The organism is Ectothiorhodospira mobilis (assembly GCF_900114895.1).
In the GTDB taxonomy this organism is placed as follows: Bacteria; Pseudomonadota; Gammaproteobacteria; order Ectothiorhodospirales; family Ectothiorhodospiraceae; genus Ectothiorhodospira; species Ectothiorhodospira mobilis_A.
The window spans coordinates 1-15,691 of record NZ_FOUO01000025.1; the positions used below are offsets into that span (position 1 = coordinate 1).

Genomic DNA, 15,691 nt, shown 5'->3' on the forward strand with positions numbered 1-15,691 from the left:
CAACCTCTGACTCGGGCGGCCTGACGCCTGAGAGATACAACCCGGTTAGAGCTTAAACCCCCTGTCAGGTGGTCCAGCAGATGGGGTCCACTTCATGTGGGGGTGGGTTTTCCCGGCTTCCGCGAGGCCTTTGGTCTACGGCCGACGCCGCTTCAGGCTTGGGCCGAATCCATAGACCTGGCTGCCGGGCCGCAACTCCTGATCCTGGAAGACATCACCGGCTCCGGCAAGACGGAGGCGGCCCTTACGCTCGTCCATCGCCTCCTGGCCGCCGGGCAGGGGCGGGGACTCTACTTCGGCCTGCCGACCATGGCCACATCAAACGCCATGTATCACCGGCTCGGGAAGTTCTATCGGAGTCTTTTTCCTATGGAGAGCCGTCCCTCACTGGTCCTGGCCCACGGGGCCCGTCACCTGGAAGATGCGTTCTTGGAATCCGTGGTGCCGGAGCCCACGGCCGATCGCAACTACACTCGAGAGGACCGCACGGCCAGCGCCGAATGTCGTGCCTGGCTGGCGGACAACCGCAAGACGGCACTGCTGGCGGAAGTGGGTGTCGGCACGATCGATCAGGCCCTCTTGGGGGTGTTACCCCGTCGCCATCAATCCCTGAGGCTGCTCGGGCTGGCCGACAAGATCCTGGTTGTCGATGAGGTCCATGCCTACGATCCCTACACCACCGGACTCCTAAAAACTTTGCTCGCGGGCCACGCTCGGCAGGGTGGCAGCGCGGTCCTCCTGTCGGCAACGCTGCCTCACAGCCTGCGGCGTGAACTGCTCCTCGCCTGGCAGAAGGGGCGGGGGGGCACCGGGGAGGGCCCCGTGGCGGAGCATTTCCCCATGGCGACCCAGGTGCACGATGAGGGAGTCAGTGAATACGAGGTCTCCACCGGGATGAATCGCTCCCGGTCACTGCCTGTGCATTTCCTGCATGATGAGACCGAGGTGCAAAAGGCCGTCGTTGAAGCCGTTCGGCAGGGGGGGTGCGCGTGCTGGATTCGCAATACGGTGGACGAGGCCATCAGCGCTTTCGAGGCGATTCGTGAGCAGCTGGCAGACCCGGGGCAGGTCATCCTTTTCCATGCCCGGTTCACCATGGCGGATCGACAGCGCCTCGAGGCCCAGGTGCTGCAGGTTTTCGGCAAGGATTCGACGGCGATGGAGCGCGCCGGCCGTGTCCTCATCGCCACCCAGGTAGTGGAGCAGAGCCTGGATCTGGATTTCGATTGTCTCATTAGCGACCTGGCGCCGGTGGATCTGCTGATCCAGCGCGCTGGGCGACTGCACCGTCATTGCCGTGACGCTGAAGGAAATCCTCTGTCTATGGCAGGGGCAAGGGATGGCCGCAGCCCACCTGTGATGCGCATACTCGCCCCAGAGTGGAGGCATGATCCCGGCCCCGACTGGATCCGTAGCCTCCTGCCCGGGACGGCTGCGGTTTATGGGAATCCAGTCCAGCTTTGGCGCACCATGGGCGTGCTCAGTGAGGAAGGCGCGATCGATTTGCCCGCTCGGGCCCGGGTTCTGATGGAGGCCGTCTATGGGGATGGGCTGGAGGTCCCGGTGGGACTCCAGCAGGCCGAGGCCGAGCATTGGGCCGGCGAACGTGTGGCGGCCGCCAGTGCCCGGTTTAATGCCCTCGATCTGGAGCTTGGATACGGCCGTTCGGCCGAGGGGGCTGGCTGGGACGATGACCAAGAGATCGGAACCCGCCTATCCGCGGAGCGTACCGTGCCTGTGGTCCTGGTGCGGCAGGGACCGGAAGGCATGCTGGAGCCCTGGCACCCCGATTGCCGTCACCCCTGGCCCATGAGTACGGTTAGCCTTCGCGAGGGGTTGGCCAGGAGGTTGCCGCCGCTGCCTTCCCATCTGGAGGTGCAGGCGCAAGCCTTGTATGAGGCCCACCCTGGACTTCGCAGGAGTCGATTCTGGTTGGTGGAGCACGGGATGCCGGCTCGATATGACAGCACTTTGGGTGCCGTGATTCCCCGCCATGGCGGGGAACGTTCTTCCTAGCACAGCCGCATTGCGCTGCTACACGGGTCAGCCCCGTGACACGGGGAACAAGGATTATGATATCCGATTCTCCCGATGATTTATTGCACTTCTACACTTGTTGAATGTCTCAGGTGGAAGCTGTATGGTGACCTCAAGTGCTTGGGGCAACCCAAGCACTTGAGGTCACCATAAGACCAGCCACCCTCGCAAGGAAGAGCGTATGAACCTCATTGATGAGCCCTGGCTGCCGTTCCGCCGCCGTGACGGGGAAAGGGTCTATGCCCCACCGTCTGCGGTCACGGACCCTGATCTGGTGGACCTCGCCTTCCCCCGGGCCGACTTCACCGGGGCTGGCTGGCAGCTTCTTATCGCACTGCTCCAGACGGTCCTGGCCCCCGCGAACCGCAAGGACTGGCTTAGGCTATGGCAGGAACCTCCATCGCGGCAGGCGTTGGAGGCAGACCTCGCCCCATGGCGCGATGCCTTTGAACTCCTTGGGGATGGCCCCTGCTTCTTGCAGGATCTGGACCCTCTGGGGGATGCCCGAACCGCCCCTGTCGCCTCTCTCCTCATTGAGTCCCCCGGTGAACAGGGCCTCAAGCAGAACACCGACCATTTCGTGAAGCGCGGGCTTGGAGAGGCCATGTGCCCTGCCTGCGCAGCGGTGGCACTGTACAATTACCAGGCAACCGGGCCGGCGGGTGGTACGGGCTACCGGGTCGGTATCCGTGGTGGCGGGCCACTGACCACGCTGGTCCTGCCCCCCGATTCAGCGACGTCGTTGTGGCACAAGCTGCTTCTCAACATCCTTCCTCGGGATCACCGGCGCTTCCGCTACCCTGATCCCCGTCCCACGGACGGGCAAATCTTCCCCTGGCTGGTGCCGACCCGGACCAGTGAGAAGGGTTCAAGCACACAGGTGACGACCCCCGAGGACGTCCATCCGCTGCACCTCTTTTGGGCCATGCCCAACCGCATCCGCCTGGGAAGCCCCGAGGGGCCTGGGACCTGCCAGGTCTGCGGTCGGGAAGCCTCCAAATTGCTTCGAAACCTGCGGATGACCAACCTCGGCTACAACTACGATGGCCCCTTCCGCCATCCACTCACGCCCTATCGTTTCGATCCCAAGAAGCCGAACGAGCCCCCCTATTCCCTGAAGGGCCAGCAGGGCGGGCTCGGGTATCGGCATTGGGAATCCCTTGCCCTGGAGGATCCCGAGCAAGGGCATCTGCCGGCTTGGGTGGTGCAGGACTACCTGGAGACGAAACGGCGGCTCCTCCAGGGGGGAAGGCAGCCCAGGCTCTGGGTCTTCGGCTATGACCTCAAGCAGAACAAGCCACGGGGGTGGTACAGCACCGAGATGCCTCTGATCGCGGTCTCGGAAGATCGGCGCGATCTTTTCCTCTACGGGATCCGCCAGCTGGATCAGGCCGCCGTAAAGGCCGCCAAGCGCACCCAGGATGCGGTCAAGGAGGCCTGGTTCGCCCGTCCGCGGGACGCCAAGGGGGATTTTGGTTTCATTCAGCATCGCTTCTGGGAAGCGACCACCGCCGAGTTCTACGCCTGCCTGCCGCAGCTGGCGCAGGCGGTTGAGGCTGGCCAGACAGGGCTGCCTTCGGCTGTTGCCCGCCGCTGGCTGGAGGTGGTGAGCAGGGCAGCAAACGAGGTCTTCGAGTCCCTTGCGCTGGCTGCCGATGAGCAGGGTATGGATCTTAGGCGAGTCATCGCGGCGCGTAATGGGCTCCGCTCGTGGTTGAGCGGGGGACGGGAGATGAAACGCCTGCGCCAGCAGGCGGAGCAGGAGGCGGAAGCATGAGCGAAAAGCGATTCAGTCCTCAGGTCCTGCGGGATCGGGAGGGGGAAGAAGGCGTAGCGGAGCGCCTGCGGGAGTGGTGGGCACGCCTGCATGGTGTGCAAGGAGAGGGGGTTTCCCCGTATTCGAGCGGTGCGCGCTCCGTGCTGCGGCGTGCGACGGGCCCTGACGATGCCCTTCTCAGTGAAGGCTTCCGCTATCTCTGGTTCGCCCTCCCGCAGGGACGCCGGACTTCCCGGGACATGCGTGCCTGGGGCGCTGTCGCCATCGTGCTGGCCGAGGTCGCTGAGCACGTGCCCGATCGGACCTTCGCCGCCGCCATGGCTGCGGAACGCGAGCCGGCGGGCAGCGGTAGCCCGGTTGTGAGTGAGCTGCGCTTTCGCCAACTCCTGCAGAGCCGGGATCTGGATGAGTTTGTACGCCGGGCGCGTCGCGTCGTTCATCTGATCGATCAGCGAGTGGATGTTCGATCCCTGGCCGACGATCTTCTGCTCTGGCACCGGGAAAAGAGCGGGTATTTCGCCGCCCGACCGGATCATCGCCTGGCGGTCCGCTGGGCCGACGCCTATTTCACCCGCCTTGCCTGCTACCCGCACTAGCGAGATCACGCCGTCTGACCATTTCACCCATGTCCGCACTCGACGAGGGAGCCGTCTCCATGACCCATTTCATCCAGTTGCATATGCTGACCTCTTACCCCCCGGCCAATCTCAACCGTGATGACCTGGGCCGGCCCAAGACCGCCACCATGGGAGGAGCCGAGCGGCTGCGCGTCTCCTCCCAGAGCCTTAAGCGGAACTGGCGCGTCTCCAGGGTATTCCAGGAAGCCCTGGTGGGGCATCTGGGAACCCGGACCAAGCGCTTGGGCCCGGAGATCCATGAGCGCCTTGTCGCAGGCGGCATCCCGGAAAAGAAGGCGATTTCCTGGGCCGGGAAGATCGCCGACGTGTTCGGCAAGCTGCAGAAGGATGGCCTGCATATCGAGCAACTCGCCCATATCAGCCCCGAGGAGCGCCGGGCTGTGGACGAACTCACCGAGACGTTGATCCGCGAGCAGCGTGAGCCCACGGAGCAGGAACTCGATCTCCTTCGGCACACCCCATCTGCAGTGGATATTGCATTATTCGGCCGCATGTTGGCCGCCGATCCCGGCTACAACGTCGAGGCGGCCTGCCAAGTGGCGCATGCGATCACGACCCACCGGGTCGTGGTGGAGGATGACTACTTCACCGCCGTGGACGATCTGAATACGGGGGAGGAGGATAGGGGGGCCGGTCATATCGGCGAAAATGGTTTCGCAGCCGGTCTGTTCTACAGCTATCTCTGCATCGACCGCGAGCAACTGGTGGGTAATCTGGGTGGAGATGCCGAGCTTGCCGACCGCGCGATCGAGGCGCTCACCGAGGCGGCGGTGAAGGTCGCGCCCCGGGGAAAACAGAACAGCTTCGGGTCCCATGCCTATGCCTCCTATGTCCGGGCAGAACGGGGAGAACAGCAGCCGCGGTCCCTCTCTGTGGCCTTCCTCAAGCCCGTGCAGGACTCCGACTATGGCGAGGCCTCGATCCGTGTATTGGAGCAGCAGGCCGAGAACTTTGATCGGGTCTACGGTGCATGCGCCGATTCCGTCTATACCCTCAATGCCCTGAAAGGAACGGGTAGCCTGGACGAGCTGAAGCGTTTCGTCGTCGGCGCTTAAGGAGCAAAGCAGCCATGGACTACCTGGTATTCCAGCTCTACGGAACGCTGGCCAGTTGGGGCGTACCGGCGACCGGGGAGATTCGGCGTAGCGCCACCCATCCCGGCCGCTCCGCGCTTCTGGGATTATTGGCTGCGGCGCTGGGGATCCCACGCAGCGACGAATCCGGGTTGGCCGCCTTGGCGGCAGCGGTGCGTTTCGGCGTCAAGCAAGAGAGCCCGGGCGTCCTGATCCAGGACTACCATACCGCCCAGGTGCCCTCCCACAACCGCAAGGCCCGCCATCGGACACGGAAGGATGAACTCGCGGCGCCCCGGGATCGCCTGAATACCATCCTCTCGACCCGTGATTACCGGTGTGACGGCTACTGGAAAGTGGCCATCCCCGAGACCGGTGACCCCGACTGGGATCTGGAGACCCTGAAAGCGGCGCTGGAGCGGCCGCGTTTCCCGCTCGCCCTGGGGCGCAAGGCCTGCCCGCCGGCGGCCCCTTTGGCTCCACGGATTGTCCAGGCCCCAGGATTCCGGTCTGCGCTGGATACCCCCTTCCCAGCGCTGACACCTTGGGATGGGCCCTATGAACGGCGTCTGCTGGGGATCGCCCCGGAGGCGGCCTATATCTGGGAAGGAGAAGGCGGCGATATCCAACCCCAGGAGATCCGTCACCCGTACGATGATCCTCTGCACCGTGGGCGCTGGCAGTTTGCGCCCCGAGTGGAGTATTGGCATCAAAGCAGGGAGGAGACCTGATGTATCTCAGCCGAGTGCGGGTGGCCACTGCAGGGCTCGATGCCCATGCCCTGGGGCAACTCATGGCAGGGCATGCCTATGGCAATCACCAGCTTCTGTGGCGGCTTTTCCCCGAGGTCACCGACCGCCCCTTTCTTTTCCGACAGGAACTGGAGCATGACGCCGGGCTTCATGGGAGCGCGCGCGGCATGCCGATGTTCTATGTCCTCTCCCAAGTGGAACCCATCCCCGTACCCGGACTGCTGGAATGCGAGAGCAAGCCCTTTGCCCCAAAGCTGGAGACGGGGCAGCAGCTTGCCTTCCGGCTGCGCGCCAATCCCGTAGTAGCCCGTGCAGAGGAGGGGCGGCGGCGTTCACGGCGTCACGATGTGCTCATGGATGCCAAAAAGGCTGCAAAAGAGGAAGGGATCACGGACCGACTGATGGTCCAAGAGCGAATGGAGGATGCCGCCCGGGCCTGGTTGGGTGACTCCGAACGGGCGGCACGCCGTGGTTACCGCCTGCCTATAGATCCACAAACCAGCGGCTATCGGCAGCACACCTTCCGGCGCAAGGGCGGTGAAATCCGTTTCAGCAGCATCGACTTCGAGGGTCGGCTTGAAGTGACAGATCCCGAGCGTTTCCTCCAAACCCTGGAGGAGGGGATTGGTCGCAGCCGTGCCTTTGGCTGTGGGATGTGGATGATACGCCGCCTCGAGTCATGAGCGATTCGTTCGTACCCCTGAAGCCCATCCCCCTCAAGGATCGGGTCTCCATGGTCTTCGTGGGGCGGGGGCAGCTCGATGTGCGGGATGGGGCCTTCGTCGTAGTAGACGAGATCAATGGGGATCGCATGCATATCCCTGTGGGGTCGGTGGTCTGTCTCCTGTTGGAGCCCGGAGCCCGGATCTCCCATGCCGCCGTGAAGCTGGCGGCCACCGTCGGCACACTGATTATCTGGGTGGGAGAGGGTGGCGTCCGGCTATATTCCGCAGGCCAGCCCGGGGGTGCCCGTTCCGACAAATTGCTGTACCAGGCCCGGCTTGCCCTTGAAGAGGATCTGCGACTCAAGGTCGTTCGTCGGATGTATGCCCTGCGTTTCCAGGAGGAACCGCCCTCACGACGTTCCGTGGATCAGCTTCGCGGGATCGAAGGCGCGAGGGTGCGCAAGACCTACCAGCAACTCGCTCGACAGTACGGCATCGAGTGGAAGGGGCGCCGCTACGACCCCGAGCAATGGGATCGCTCTGATCCGGTCAATCAGTGTCTCTCTGCAGCCACCTCCTGCCTCTACGGGGTCTGTGAGGCAGCAATCCTGGCAGCGGGTTATGCGCCCGCCATCGGGTTTCTCCACACGGGCAAGCCCCGGAGTTTTGTGTACGACATTGCCGATATCGTGAAATTCGAAACCGTCGTTCCGATCGCCTTCCAGATCGCGGCCAAAGGAGCAGCCCAGCCCGAGCGCGCGGTGCGCATCGCCTGCCGGGAGTCCTTCCGTAAAACGAAACTGCTGCAGCGGGTGATCCCACTGATCGAGGAAGTCCTCTCCGCAGGAGGGATCGAGCCCCCACCTCCTGCTCCAGAGGCACAACCGCCAGCCATCCCCGAAGCCCAATCCATAGGCGACGTTGGACACAGGAGTTAGTCAATGGCCATGCTAGTCGTCGTCACCGAGGCCGTCCCGCCCCGCCTACGGGGAAGGCTGGCCATCTGGCTTCTGGAAATCCGGGCCGGTGTCTATATCGGGGATGTATCTCGTCGGGTCCGGGAACTGATCTGGGAACAGGTCAACGCCCTGGTCGATGATGGGAACGTGGTTATGGCCTGGGCGAGTCAGCACGAATCCGGCTTCGAGTTCCAGACATGTGGAAAAAATCGCCGTATTCCAGTGGATTACGAGGGTCTGCAGCTGGTGCGTTTCGCGCCCGATCCGGAAGAGGAAATGTAACTCTCTGATATGGAAGCGTTCTTTAACAAAAAGGAAACCCGGCCAGGGGGGGGTATTTGCTGGTGGATTATGGCTTTCCCTGCAAAGCCTTTTCATTCAGTATATTAGATGAAGTCCGTTCCCCGCGCCCGCGGGGCTGAACCGGCGCCCCGCCGGACCGGGAAAGCCCCAGGGCCCCGTTCCCCGCGCCCGCGGGGCTGAACCGCCCAGGGCCACCGGCGCCACGGCCAGCGGGTCCCGTTCCCCGCGCCCGCGGGGCTGAACCGCTGGTACTCACCCAGGACTTACCGCAGGAGGCCCGTTCCCCGCGCCCGCGGGGCTGAACCGGGACTTGACATTAGATATTTGTTAGGTTACTACCGTTCCCCGCGCCCGCGGGGCTGAACCGACGGCGGCCAGTTCTTCCCTGGCCTCCCGTTCCCGTTCCCCGCGCCCGCGGGGCTGAACCGTTTTCCCACTAGCCGGATCTTTATGGTTCGGGCCGTTCCCCGCGCCCGCGGGGCTGAACCGGTTCCGTTAGGAATGCTGACGTAGGTGGGTTCCCGTTCCCCGCGCCCGCGGGGCTGAACCGTCCGATCGTCCAGCACGGCCTGATAGACCGTCCCGTTCCCCGCGCCCGCGGGGCTGAACCGTCCGATTCGGACAGGATGCGCTCCAGGGATTGCCGTTCCCCGCGCCCGCGGGGCTGAACCGGATTCGATGGTGGAGACGGGGAGCCGGGCAGCCCGTTCCCCGCGCCCGCGGGGCTGAACCGTCCGGCTCGAGTAGGTGGATCACTCGGCCCTGCCGTTCCCCGCGCCCGCGGGGCTGAACCGGCATCCTCCACCGTGACGATCTGGCGCCACTGCCGTTCCCCGCGCCCGCGGGGCTGAACCGAAGAAGGTCGCCCCGATCTGGCGGCTCTTGAGCCGTTCCCCGCGCCCGCGGGGCTGAACCGGTGTGGTTGGTCGCGTCGTAGTCCGGCAGCACCCGTTCCCCGCGCCCGCGGGGCTGAACCGCTCCTGGGAGCGACGGCATGCGCACCGTGCGCCCGTTCCCCGCGCCCGCGGGGCTGAACCGTCCTCGGGTAGGCGCTCCACGGTGCTGGGGCGCCGTTCCCCGCGCCCGCGGGGCTGAACCGCCGGTCAGCGCCAAGCGCCGCGGCCTCGCCTGCCGTTCCCCGCGCCCGCGGGGCTGAACCGGACTTCATGGCGGGCACGTGGTCCCCGATTAACCGTTCCCCGCGCCCGCGGGGCTGAACCGACCACGACGACCACATGCACACCCCTGAAAGACCGTTCCCCGCGCCCGCGGGGTTGAACCTGAGGGGGCGGGCTGGCAAGACGCGGGCGCGTCGAAGCGCTACGGGCAACCGTTGGTTAAACGGCGGTTAGAGCGCAATGGCGAGGTGTTTGAAGCGGTCTTTGAGGTGCGCATAAAGCGCAAGATGCTGGCGCTGGAGACGTTCTATGTCAGGCCGAAGAGTGAGTGACCTGGCTGGCACCCCTGCCGCAACGTCCGCAACGTTTCGTGGTATGAGCACGACGGTCCGATGCGCCAGCCAAGCTACGGGAGAGCATAGCAAATGATCGAAGTGCAGATCGATGGCGCCGAACTGACCGCCGCCCTGGAGCGGTTGGCCCGCTCCGGCGCAGAGCTGCGCCCGGTGCTGCAGGAGGCCGGCGAACTGCTGGTGCACACCACCCGGCCCGTTCCCCGCGCCCGCGGGGCTGAATCCTCTGCCAAGGACCTTCTGGCAATTCCCGGACCCCGCGTAGGCGGGTTGGAGGGTTCATCTATGGCATACTCGTTTTGAGACTCCATCCCGGCACGGAGAGACCACGATGGCTCTGGCTGAAAGTGACCTTGAGTTCATCCGTAATGACATCAGAGAGCATCTGGCCGAATGGCTGGCCGAGCAAAGCCTGGGCAAGCCACCGGCTGTCTATGAGATCGAATTGCGGGAACGTATGGTGCGGGTGGAAGAGGAACTCAAGCATCAGCGGGAACTGATGCGCGAGGGGTTTGCGCAAATGGATAAGCGCTTCGAGGCCATGCGCGAGGATATGGAGAAACGTTTTGAACAGGTGGATAAACGTTTTGAGCAGATCGACAAACGTTTTGAGCAGATCGACAAACGTTTCGAGCAGATCGATCAGCGCTTCGAGCAAGTGGATCAGCGTTTCGAGCGGATCGACAAGCGCTTCGAGCAAGTGGACAGGCGTTTTGACAGGAACGATGAGCGTTTCGATATGCTGATCCGGCGTCAGGATCGCCAGTTCTATTGGGTGCTGGGGTTCATCGCCACCTCCCTGGGACTGACATTGGCCGCCCTGCGTTTCATGGTGTGAACCTTGGGTCTGGCCCGTTGAACCCCGAAGCCGCGCCCTGACGCGATTTTTTTGCACCTGATGGCATCCGGTGCACGAATCCGCGGGGCGACCCAGGGCGGGGGTGCTTGTCCTCCCGCATTTCCCGTCCACATCGCCAGATCCGGGGGGCGGGTCTATGCTCTGGGCTGTCCCATTCCCCGGAGGTCTTTTATGTCCGGCATCCTCATCATTGGCACGGGCTTGGCTGGGTACACCCTGGCCCGGGAGTGGCGCGCCCGGGATGGGCACACGCCGTTGACCCTGGTGACCCGGGACGATGGCGCGTATTACACCAAGCCCATGCTCTCCGGGGCCCTGGGTCGGGGGCAGTCGCCCGAAGATCTGGTGCAGCGCACCGCCGAGGCGATGGCCCAGGAGCTGGACGCCCGCGTCCTGACCCGGGCCACGGTGAGCGCCCTGATCCCCGGTGAGCGCCGGGTAAGGCTACAGGATGGCCGCTTCCTGGACTATGACGCCCTGGTGCTGGCCCTGGGGGCGGAGCCCGTTCAGTTCTCCTATGAGGGGGATGGGGCCGATGCCGTGCTGACGGTCAACGATCTGGCGGATTATGTGCGATTCCGCCAGGCCATCGAGGCGGTGGACCGGGTGGCCCTCATCGGGCCGGGGCTGATTGGCTGTGAGTTCGCCAATGATCTCGTTGCCAGCGGGCGTACTGTGGAGGTCATCGGCCCCGATGCCTGGCCCTTGGGGCGGCTCGTGCCCGAGGCCGCGGGGCAGGCCGTGCAGCGGGGGCTGGAGGCCGCCGGGGTGCGTTTCCACCTGGGCACCGTGGTGCAACGCATCGAGCGCAGTGGTTCGGGCTATCGCCTTTCTTTGGAGGATGGGGGGTGTGTGCAGGCGGGTGCCGTCCTCTCCGCGGTGGGGGTGCGCCCCCGTCTGGATCTGGCCCGAGAGGCGGGTCTTGCCGTGCAGCGTGGCATCTGCGTGGACCGCCGTCTCGCCACCTCCGTGGAGGGGGTGTATGCCCTGGGGGATTGTGCCCAGGTGGAGGGGCGGGTGTTGCCCTATGTGGCCCCCATCCGCCATGCCGCCAAGGCCCTGGCCCGGACCCTGGCGGGGGAGGTCACGCCGGTCCATTATCCGGCCATGCCCGTGCAGGTGAAGACCACCCGCCATCCCGTGGTGGTGGCGCCCCCGGATCCGCAGGCGGAGGGGGCATGGGAGATCATGCCGGTGGGGGATGGGGTCAAGGCCCGCTTCCTGGACCCCGAGGGACGGTTGCTGGGCTTTGCCCTCACCGGCAGCGAGGCGGTGAAGGCGCGTCCGGAACTGACCCGGGCGTTGCCGCCGATCCTGGAGGGGTGATCCCCATGGGAGACGCGGTGGCGTATCCGGTACCCTGATGGGCCGTGGCCCCATGATGGGATTGGGGGATCGTTTGCGGAGAGGGCCGTTGCAAGGAGGTGGTGATATGAGCCCGCAGGGCAGGTTCCGGCGAGGACGAGGTAGCGCGGGTCGTATCCTTTTCTTCTTATTCCTTTTCGTCCTGGTTGGGTGTGCCCCGGAGGATGCGGATTCCCCTCGGGGGGTGGAAGCGGATGATGATGTGGTGCGCCTGGTGTACGTGGAATGGGATTCGGAGATCGCCAGTACCCATGTGGTGAAGGCGGTGATCGAGGAGCGGCTGGGCCTTGAATGCGAACTCCTGCCGGTGACCCTCACGGCCTTGTGGGGCTCCCTGGCGGCGGGAGATCAGGACGCCACGGTGGCCGCCTGGCTGCCCCTGCAGGCGGATCAGCAGGCCCGTTACGGCGACCGAGTGGTGGATCTGGGGCCGCATCTGGAGGGGACCCGCATCGGATTGGCGGTGCCGGCCCATCTGCCGGTGGACTCCATCCCGGAACTGGCCGGGGTTGTCGATCGTTTCAACGGGAAGATCATCGGCATCGAGCCGGATGCCGGGCTCATGCGCCGTACCCGGCGGGCCCTGGCGGTCTATGGTCTGGATGGGCTGCGGCTGATCTCCGGCAGTGATTCCACCATGACCACCATCCTGGAGGGGGCCATGGCGGAGGATCGCTGGATTGTGGTTACCGCCTGGACGCCCCATTGGATGTTCCGACGCTGGGACCTGCGCTACCTGAAGGATCCCAAGGGGGTCTATGGTGAAGGAGGCGCCATCCATACCCTGGTGCGTCAGGGGCTGAGGGAGGATCACCCCCGCGTGTATGATTTCCTCTCCCGCTTTCGCTGGACGGTCCGGGACATGGAGCAGGTGATGCTGTGGATGCAGGAAGAGGGCACCTCCCCTGAAGAGGCCGCCCGGCGCTGGATCGGGGCCAACGAGACCCAGGTGGACCGCTGGCTCGATGAGTGAACCGACACCACAGGAACCACCCTGGGAGGAACCGGTCCCTGAGGCGCGCATGCCCCGGGATCCCTGGTTCTGGGTGGCCGCCTTGTCCAGCACCCTGCTGTTGTTCATCCTGGTGTGGAGCCTGCTCTATTCCTTCAGCGTGGTGGATGCCTTCGCCGAGGAGAAGCTGGCCCTGGAGCAGGCCTCCGGAGGGCTGCTCTACCACATCAAGCGCCGCGAGATGGCGGTGCAACTGGCCGTGGCCACCGGGGATCTGCGCTGGCAGGACCGCCACCGCCATAGCCAGCAGCAGCTCACCGCCCTCACCGGACGGGTGGCCGGGCTCGTGGATACCCCAGCGGTGGCGGAGCGGGTGGCGGCGCTGGAGGGCTACGTCGCCACCACCCGGGATCTGGCGCGGCAGGCCTTCCATCATGTCAGCCGGGGGGAACTGAAGACGGCCAACGATCTGGTGAAGGGCTGGACCTATCTCAAGGCGGAACTGGACCTGGAGGAGACCGCCCAGGCCCTCACCGATACCCTGCGGCACGAGGTGCGCGCCCGGGCCACCCTGGAGAGGGCCACCATCGCCAGCGTGCTGGTGCTGGCGATGATGCTCATCGCCGTGGCCGTCTCCTCCTTTGCGGTGGCGATCCGCGGCTGGCTCGCCCGCCAGCAGCGCCGCCAGGAGCGGGAGGCCCGCCACCGTTACCTGAGCTATCACGATCCCCTGACCGGTCTGCCCAACCGCCGTTATTTCAAGGAATGCTTTGGCGGCGCCCTGGCCCTGGCCCGGCGTCATCACCATGACACCGCCGTGATGATGGTGGACGTGGATCACTTCAAGCAGCTCAACGACACCCAGGGCCACGCCGTGGGGGATCAGGTGCTGGTGCACCTGGCGGCGGCCCTGCAGGAGGACCTGCGCCAGTCGGATCTTCCGGCCCGCCTTGGGGGCGAGGAGTTCGGCATCCTGTTGCCCGAGACGGGGCGGCAGGAGGCCGTCAAGATCGCGGAGCGGGTGCGCCAGCGGGTGGTGGAGTGTCCGCCCCGGGTGCAGGGGATTCGCCTGCCGGTCACCGTGAGCATCGGCGTGGCCGCCGTCCATGGCCACGTGGACCCGGAGGTCCTGCTGGAACGGGCCGATCGGGCCCTCTATCGGGCCAAGGAGCAGGGGCGCAACCGGGTGGTCTGCCACTGACCTGCGCCCGCCCCGGGCAGGGCGGTTTCATCCCAGGGCGTCCTGCCACCTGTGGCTCAACCGTTGCAGTCGCACCCCCAGCAGCAGGGCCGCCACCGTCAGGCCGCAGATCAGTCCCAGCCAGTAGCCGTGCACCCCCAGAGGCGGGAGCAGGCTGCCCAGCCCCCGGGTGGCCAGCCGATGCCCCCCCACGAGCCCCACCCCCCAGTAGGCCAGCAGGGTGATGCCCATGAGTACGCGGGTATCCTTGTAGCCCCGCAGGGCCCCGGCCATGCTCAGTTGCAGGGCGTCGGAGATCTGGAACAGGATGGCCAGGGTGATGAGGGAGACCGCCAGTTGCTGCACCTGGGGATCGTGGGTGTAGAGGCCGATCACGGGGGCGGCCCACATGGTGAGCACCAGTGCGTTGCAGGCCGCCGCCAGCAGGGAGACCACCACACCGTTCCAGGCCACGAAACGGGCGGTCCCGGGCTGTTCCGTGCCCAGGGCATGGCTGACGCGCACGGTGAGGGCCATGCCCAGGGACAGGGGCAGCATGAAGACGAAGGAGGTGAGGTTCAGGGCCACCTGATGGGCCGCCACGGTGACCTCCCCCAGATTGGCCACCAGCAGGGCGATGAGGGTGAACAGGGTCACCTCCACGAAGATGGCCACACCGATGGGTACCCCCACATAGAGCAGTTCTCCCAGCAGGGCCGGGCACGGAGGCGTCAGCCGTGTCCATAAGGCGATGGTGTCGTAGACGCGGCAGCGGCGGGTGTAGAGCAGCATGGCCAGACCCATGCCCCAGAAGGCCAGGGCCGTGGCCAGGCCGCAGCCGGTGGCGCCCAGGGCGGGGAGGCCGGCCAGCGGCGCGGGCAGGGGACCGGGCCATAGGGCCTCCAGGCCCGGACCGCCGTAGATCAGCAGGTAGTTGGCCGGCACGTTCAGCCCCAGCCCCACCAGTCCGATCCACAGGGCAGGGCGGGTGTGGCCCAGGCCGTCGGAGAAGGCCCGCAGGGCCAGAAACAGCCCCATGCCAGGCATGCCCAGCCCCAGGGCCCGGAGGTAATCCACCCCCAGGTCGGCCGCCGCCCCGGGTACGTCCATGAGTCGGAACAGGGGGGCGGGCAGGATCCAGAGGGCGAGGGCGACCAGGACCCCCAGTCCGAGGGCGAGCCATACCCCCTGGTGGGTGCGTTCCCGGATGGCCCGCATGCGGCCGCTGCCCAGCAACTGGCCCACCACCGGGGTCAGGCCCATGAGGGTGCCGGTCATGAAGAGCATCAGCGGCATCCACAGGCTGGATCCCACGGAGACAGCGGCCAGGTCCGTGGCCCCCAGGCGGCCGGTCATCATCACGTCCGCCACGCCCATGCCCGCCTGGGTGAACTGCGCCCCCAGGATGGGCAGGGCCAGGAGGGCCAGGCGGCGGGTCTCGCCCAGGCTGCGTTGGAGGATGGGAGGCAAGGGGTGCTCCGGCCGTATCCGTCCGGTAGCCCCCGTATAGCCAGCCGTCAGTCGGGGCTGGCATGCTCCCCGCAACTCTGGGCCAGCGGTGCCCTGTGATAGGGCAGCAGTTCTTGGAGGCGATTGGCGGGATGATCCTGGATGCGCTCAAGCACATCGATCAGATAGTGACGGGGGTTCACCCCGTTCT

15 protein-coding genes and 1 CRISPR repeat array are annotated in these 15,691 nt (G+C 65.7%); of the genes, 13 read left to right on the plus strand and 2 right to left on the minus strand.

Features of this window, described 5'->3' with window-relative positions; translation table 11 throughout:
* Nucleotides 1-102: 102 nt before the first annotated feature.
* From cas3 to BM214_RS12095, 13 genes are all read left to right on the plus strand, one after another.
* Complete coding sequence (gene cas3 / locus BM214_RS12035) at nt 103-2,016, plus strand: CRISPR-associated helicase Cas3' (RefSeq protein WP_244888007.1); 1,914 nt, start codon at nt 103-105, stop codon at nt 2,014-2,016.
* A 202-nt stretch (nt 2,017-2,218) separates the two neighbouring features.
* Entirely contained in the window at nt 2,219-3,814 is a 1,596-nt protein-coding gene (casA, locus tag BM214_RS12040; protein WP_090487651.1) for a type I-E CRISPR-associated protein Cse1/CasA, read from the plus strand.
* The gene (gene casB, locus BM214_RS12045; RefSeq protein ID WP_090487654.1) at nt 3,811-4,410 is read left to right on the plus strand and encodes a type I-E CRISPR-associated protein Cse2/CasB; all 600 of its coding nucleotides are present in this window, start codon (nt 3,811-3,813) and stop codon (nt 4,408-4,410) included. The genes casA and casB overlap by 4 nt, the downstream gene beginning before the upstream one ends.
* A 59-nt stretch (nt 4,411-4,469) precedes the next feature.
* Entirely contained in the window at nt 4,470-5,507 is a 1,038-nt protein-coding gene (gene cas7e, locus BM214_RS12050; RefSeq protein ID WP_090487657.1) for a type I-E CRISPR-associated protein Cas7/Cse4/CasC, read from the plus strand.
* Nucleotides 5,508-5,521: 14 nt separating this feature from the next.
* Nucleotides 5,522-6,256, plus strand: coding sequence for a type I-E CRISPR-associated protein Cas5/CasD (gene cas5e / locus BM214_RS12055; RefSeq protein WP_090487660.1), 735 nt, complete (start codon nt 5,522-5,524; stop codon nt 6,254-6,256).
* On the plus strand, nt 6,229-6,960 hold the full coding sequence (gene cas6e / locus BM214_RS12060) for a type I-E CRISPR-associated protein Cas6/Cse3/CasE (protein WP_244888009.1): 732 nt from the start codon (nt 6,229-6,231) through the stop codon (nt 6,958-6,960). The genes cas5e and cas6e overlap by 28 nt, the downstream gene beginning before the upstream one ends.
* Nucleotides 6,957-7,880, plus strand: a complete 924-nt coding sequence (cas1e, locus tag BM214_RS12065; protein ID WP_090487664.1) for a type I-E CRISPR-associated endonuclease Cas1e — start codon at nt 6,957-6,959, stop codon at nt 7,878-7,880. Before cas6e ends, cas1e begins: the two co-directional genes overlap by 4 nt.
* A 9-nt stretch (nt 7,881-7,889) precedes the next feature.
* Entirely contained in the window at nt 7,890-8,183 is a 294-nt protein-coding gene (gene cas2e / locus BM214_RS12070) for a type I-E CRISPR-associated endoribonuclease Cas2e (protein WP_425319164.1), read from the plus strand.
* Between the two features lie 115 nt (nt 8,184-8,298).
* Nucleotides 8,299-9,486: a CRISPR direct-repeat array (repeat unit 29 nt; unit sequence CCGTTCCCCGCGCCCGCGGGGCTGAACCG).
* A gap of 261 nt (nt 9,487-9,747) precedes the next feature.
* Nucleotides 9,748-9,978, plus strand: coding sequence for a hypothetical protein (locus BM214_RS12075; RefSeq protein ID WP_090487668.1), 231 nt, complete (start codon nt 9,748-9,750; stop codon nt 9,976-9,978).
* Nucleotides 9,979-10,006: 28 nt separating this feature from the next.
* A complete protein-coding gene (locus tag BM214_RS12080) occupies nt 10,007-10,513 on the plus strand; it encodes a hypothetical protein (protein WP_090487670.1) in 507 nt (168 codons plus the stop codon).
* Nucleotides 10,514-10,705: 192 nt separating this feature from the next.
* Complete coding sequence (locus BM214_RS12085; RefSeq protein WP_090487672.1) at nt 10,706-11,860, plus strand: NAD(P)/FAD-dependent oxidoreductase; 1,155 nt, start codon at nt 10,706-10,708, stop codon at nt 11,858-11,860.
* Nucleotides 11,861-12,083: 223 nt separating this feature from the next.
* Entirely contained in the window at nt 12,084-12,872 is a 789-nt protein-coding gene (locus tag BM214_RS12090; protein WP_218149073.1) for a glycine betaine ABC transporter substrate-binding protein, read from the plus strand.
* 49 nt (nt 12,873-12,921) lie between these two features.
* Nucleotides 12,922-14,052: a GGDEF domain-containing protein gene (locus BM214_RS12095; protein WP_143096399.1), complete on the plus strand. Its 1,131-nt coding sequence runs from the start codon at nt 12,922-12,924 to the stop codon at nt 14,050-14,052.
* A 27-nt stretch (nt 14,053-14,079) separates the two neighbouring features.
* Here BM214_RS12095 and BM214_RS12100 read toward each other — a convergent pair whose 3' ends face one another.
* The gene (locus tag BM214_RS12100; protein WP_244888010.1) at nt 14,080-15,501 is read right to left on the minus strand and encodes an MATE family efflux transporter; all 1,422 of its coding nucleotides are present in this window, start codon (nt 15,499-15,501) and stop codon (nt 14,080-14,082) included.
* Between the two features lie 47 nt (nt 15,502-15,548).
* On the minus strand, nt 15,549-15,691 hold a 143-nt coding region (locus BM214_RS12105; protein WP_143096383.1), incomplete at its 5' end, for a transposase domain-containing protein.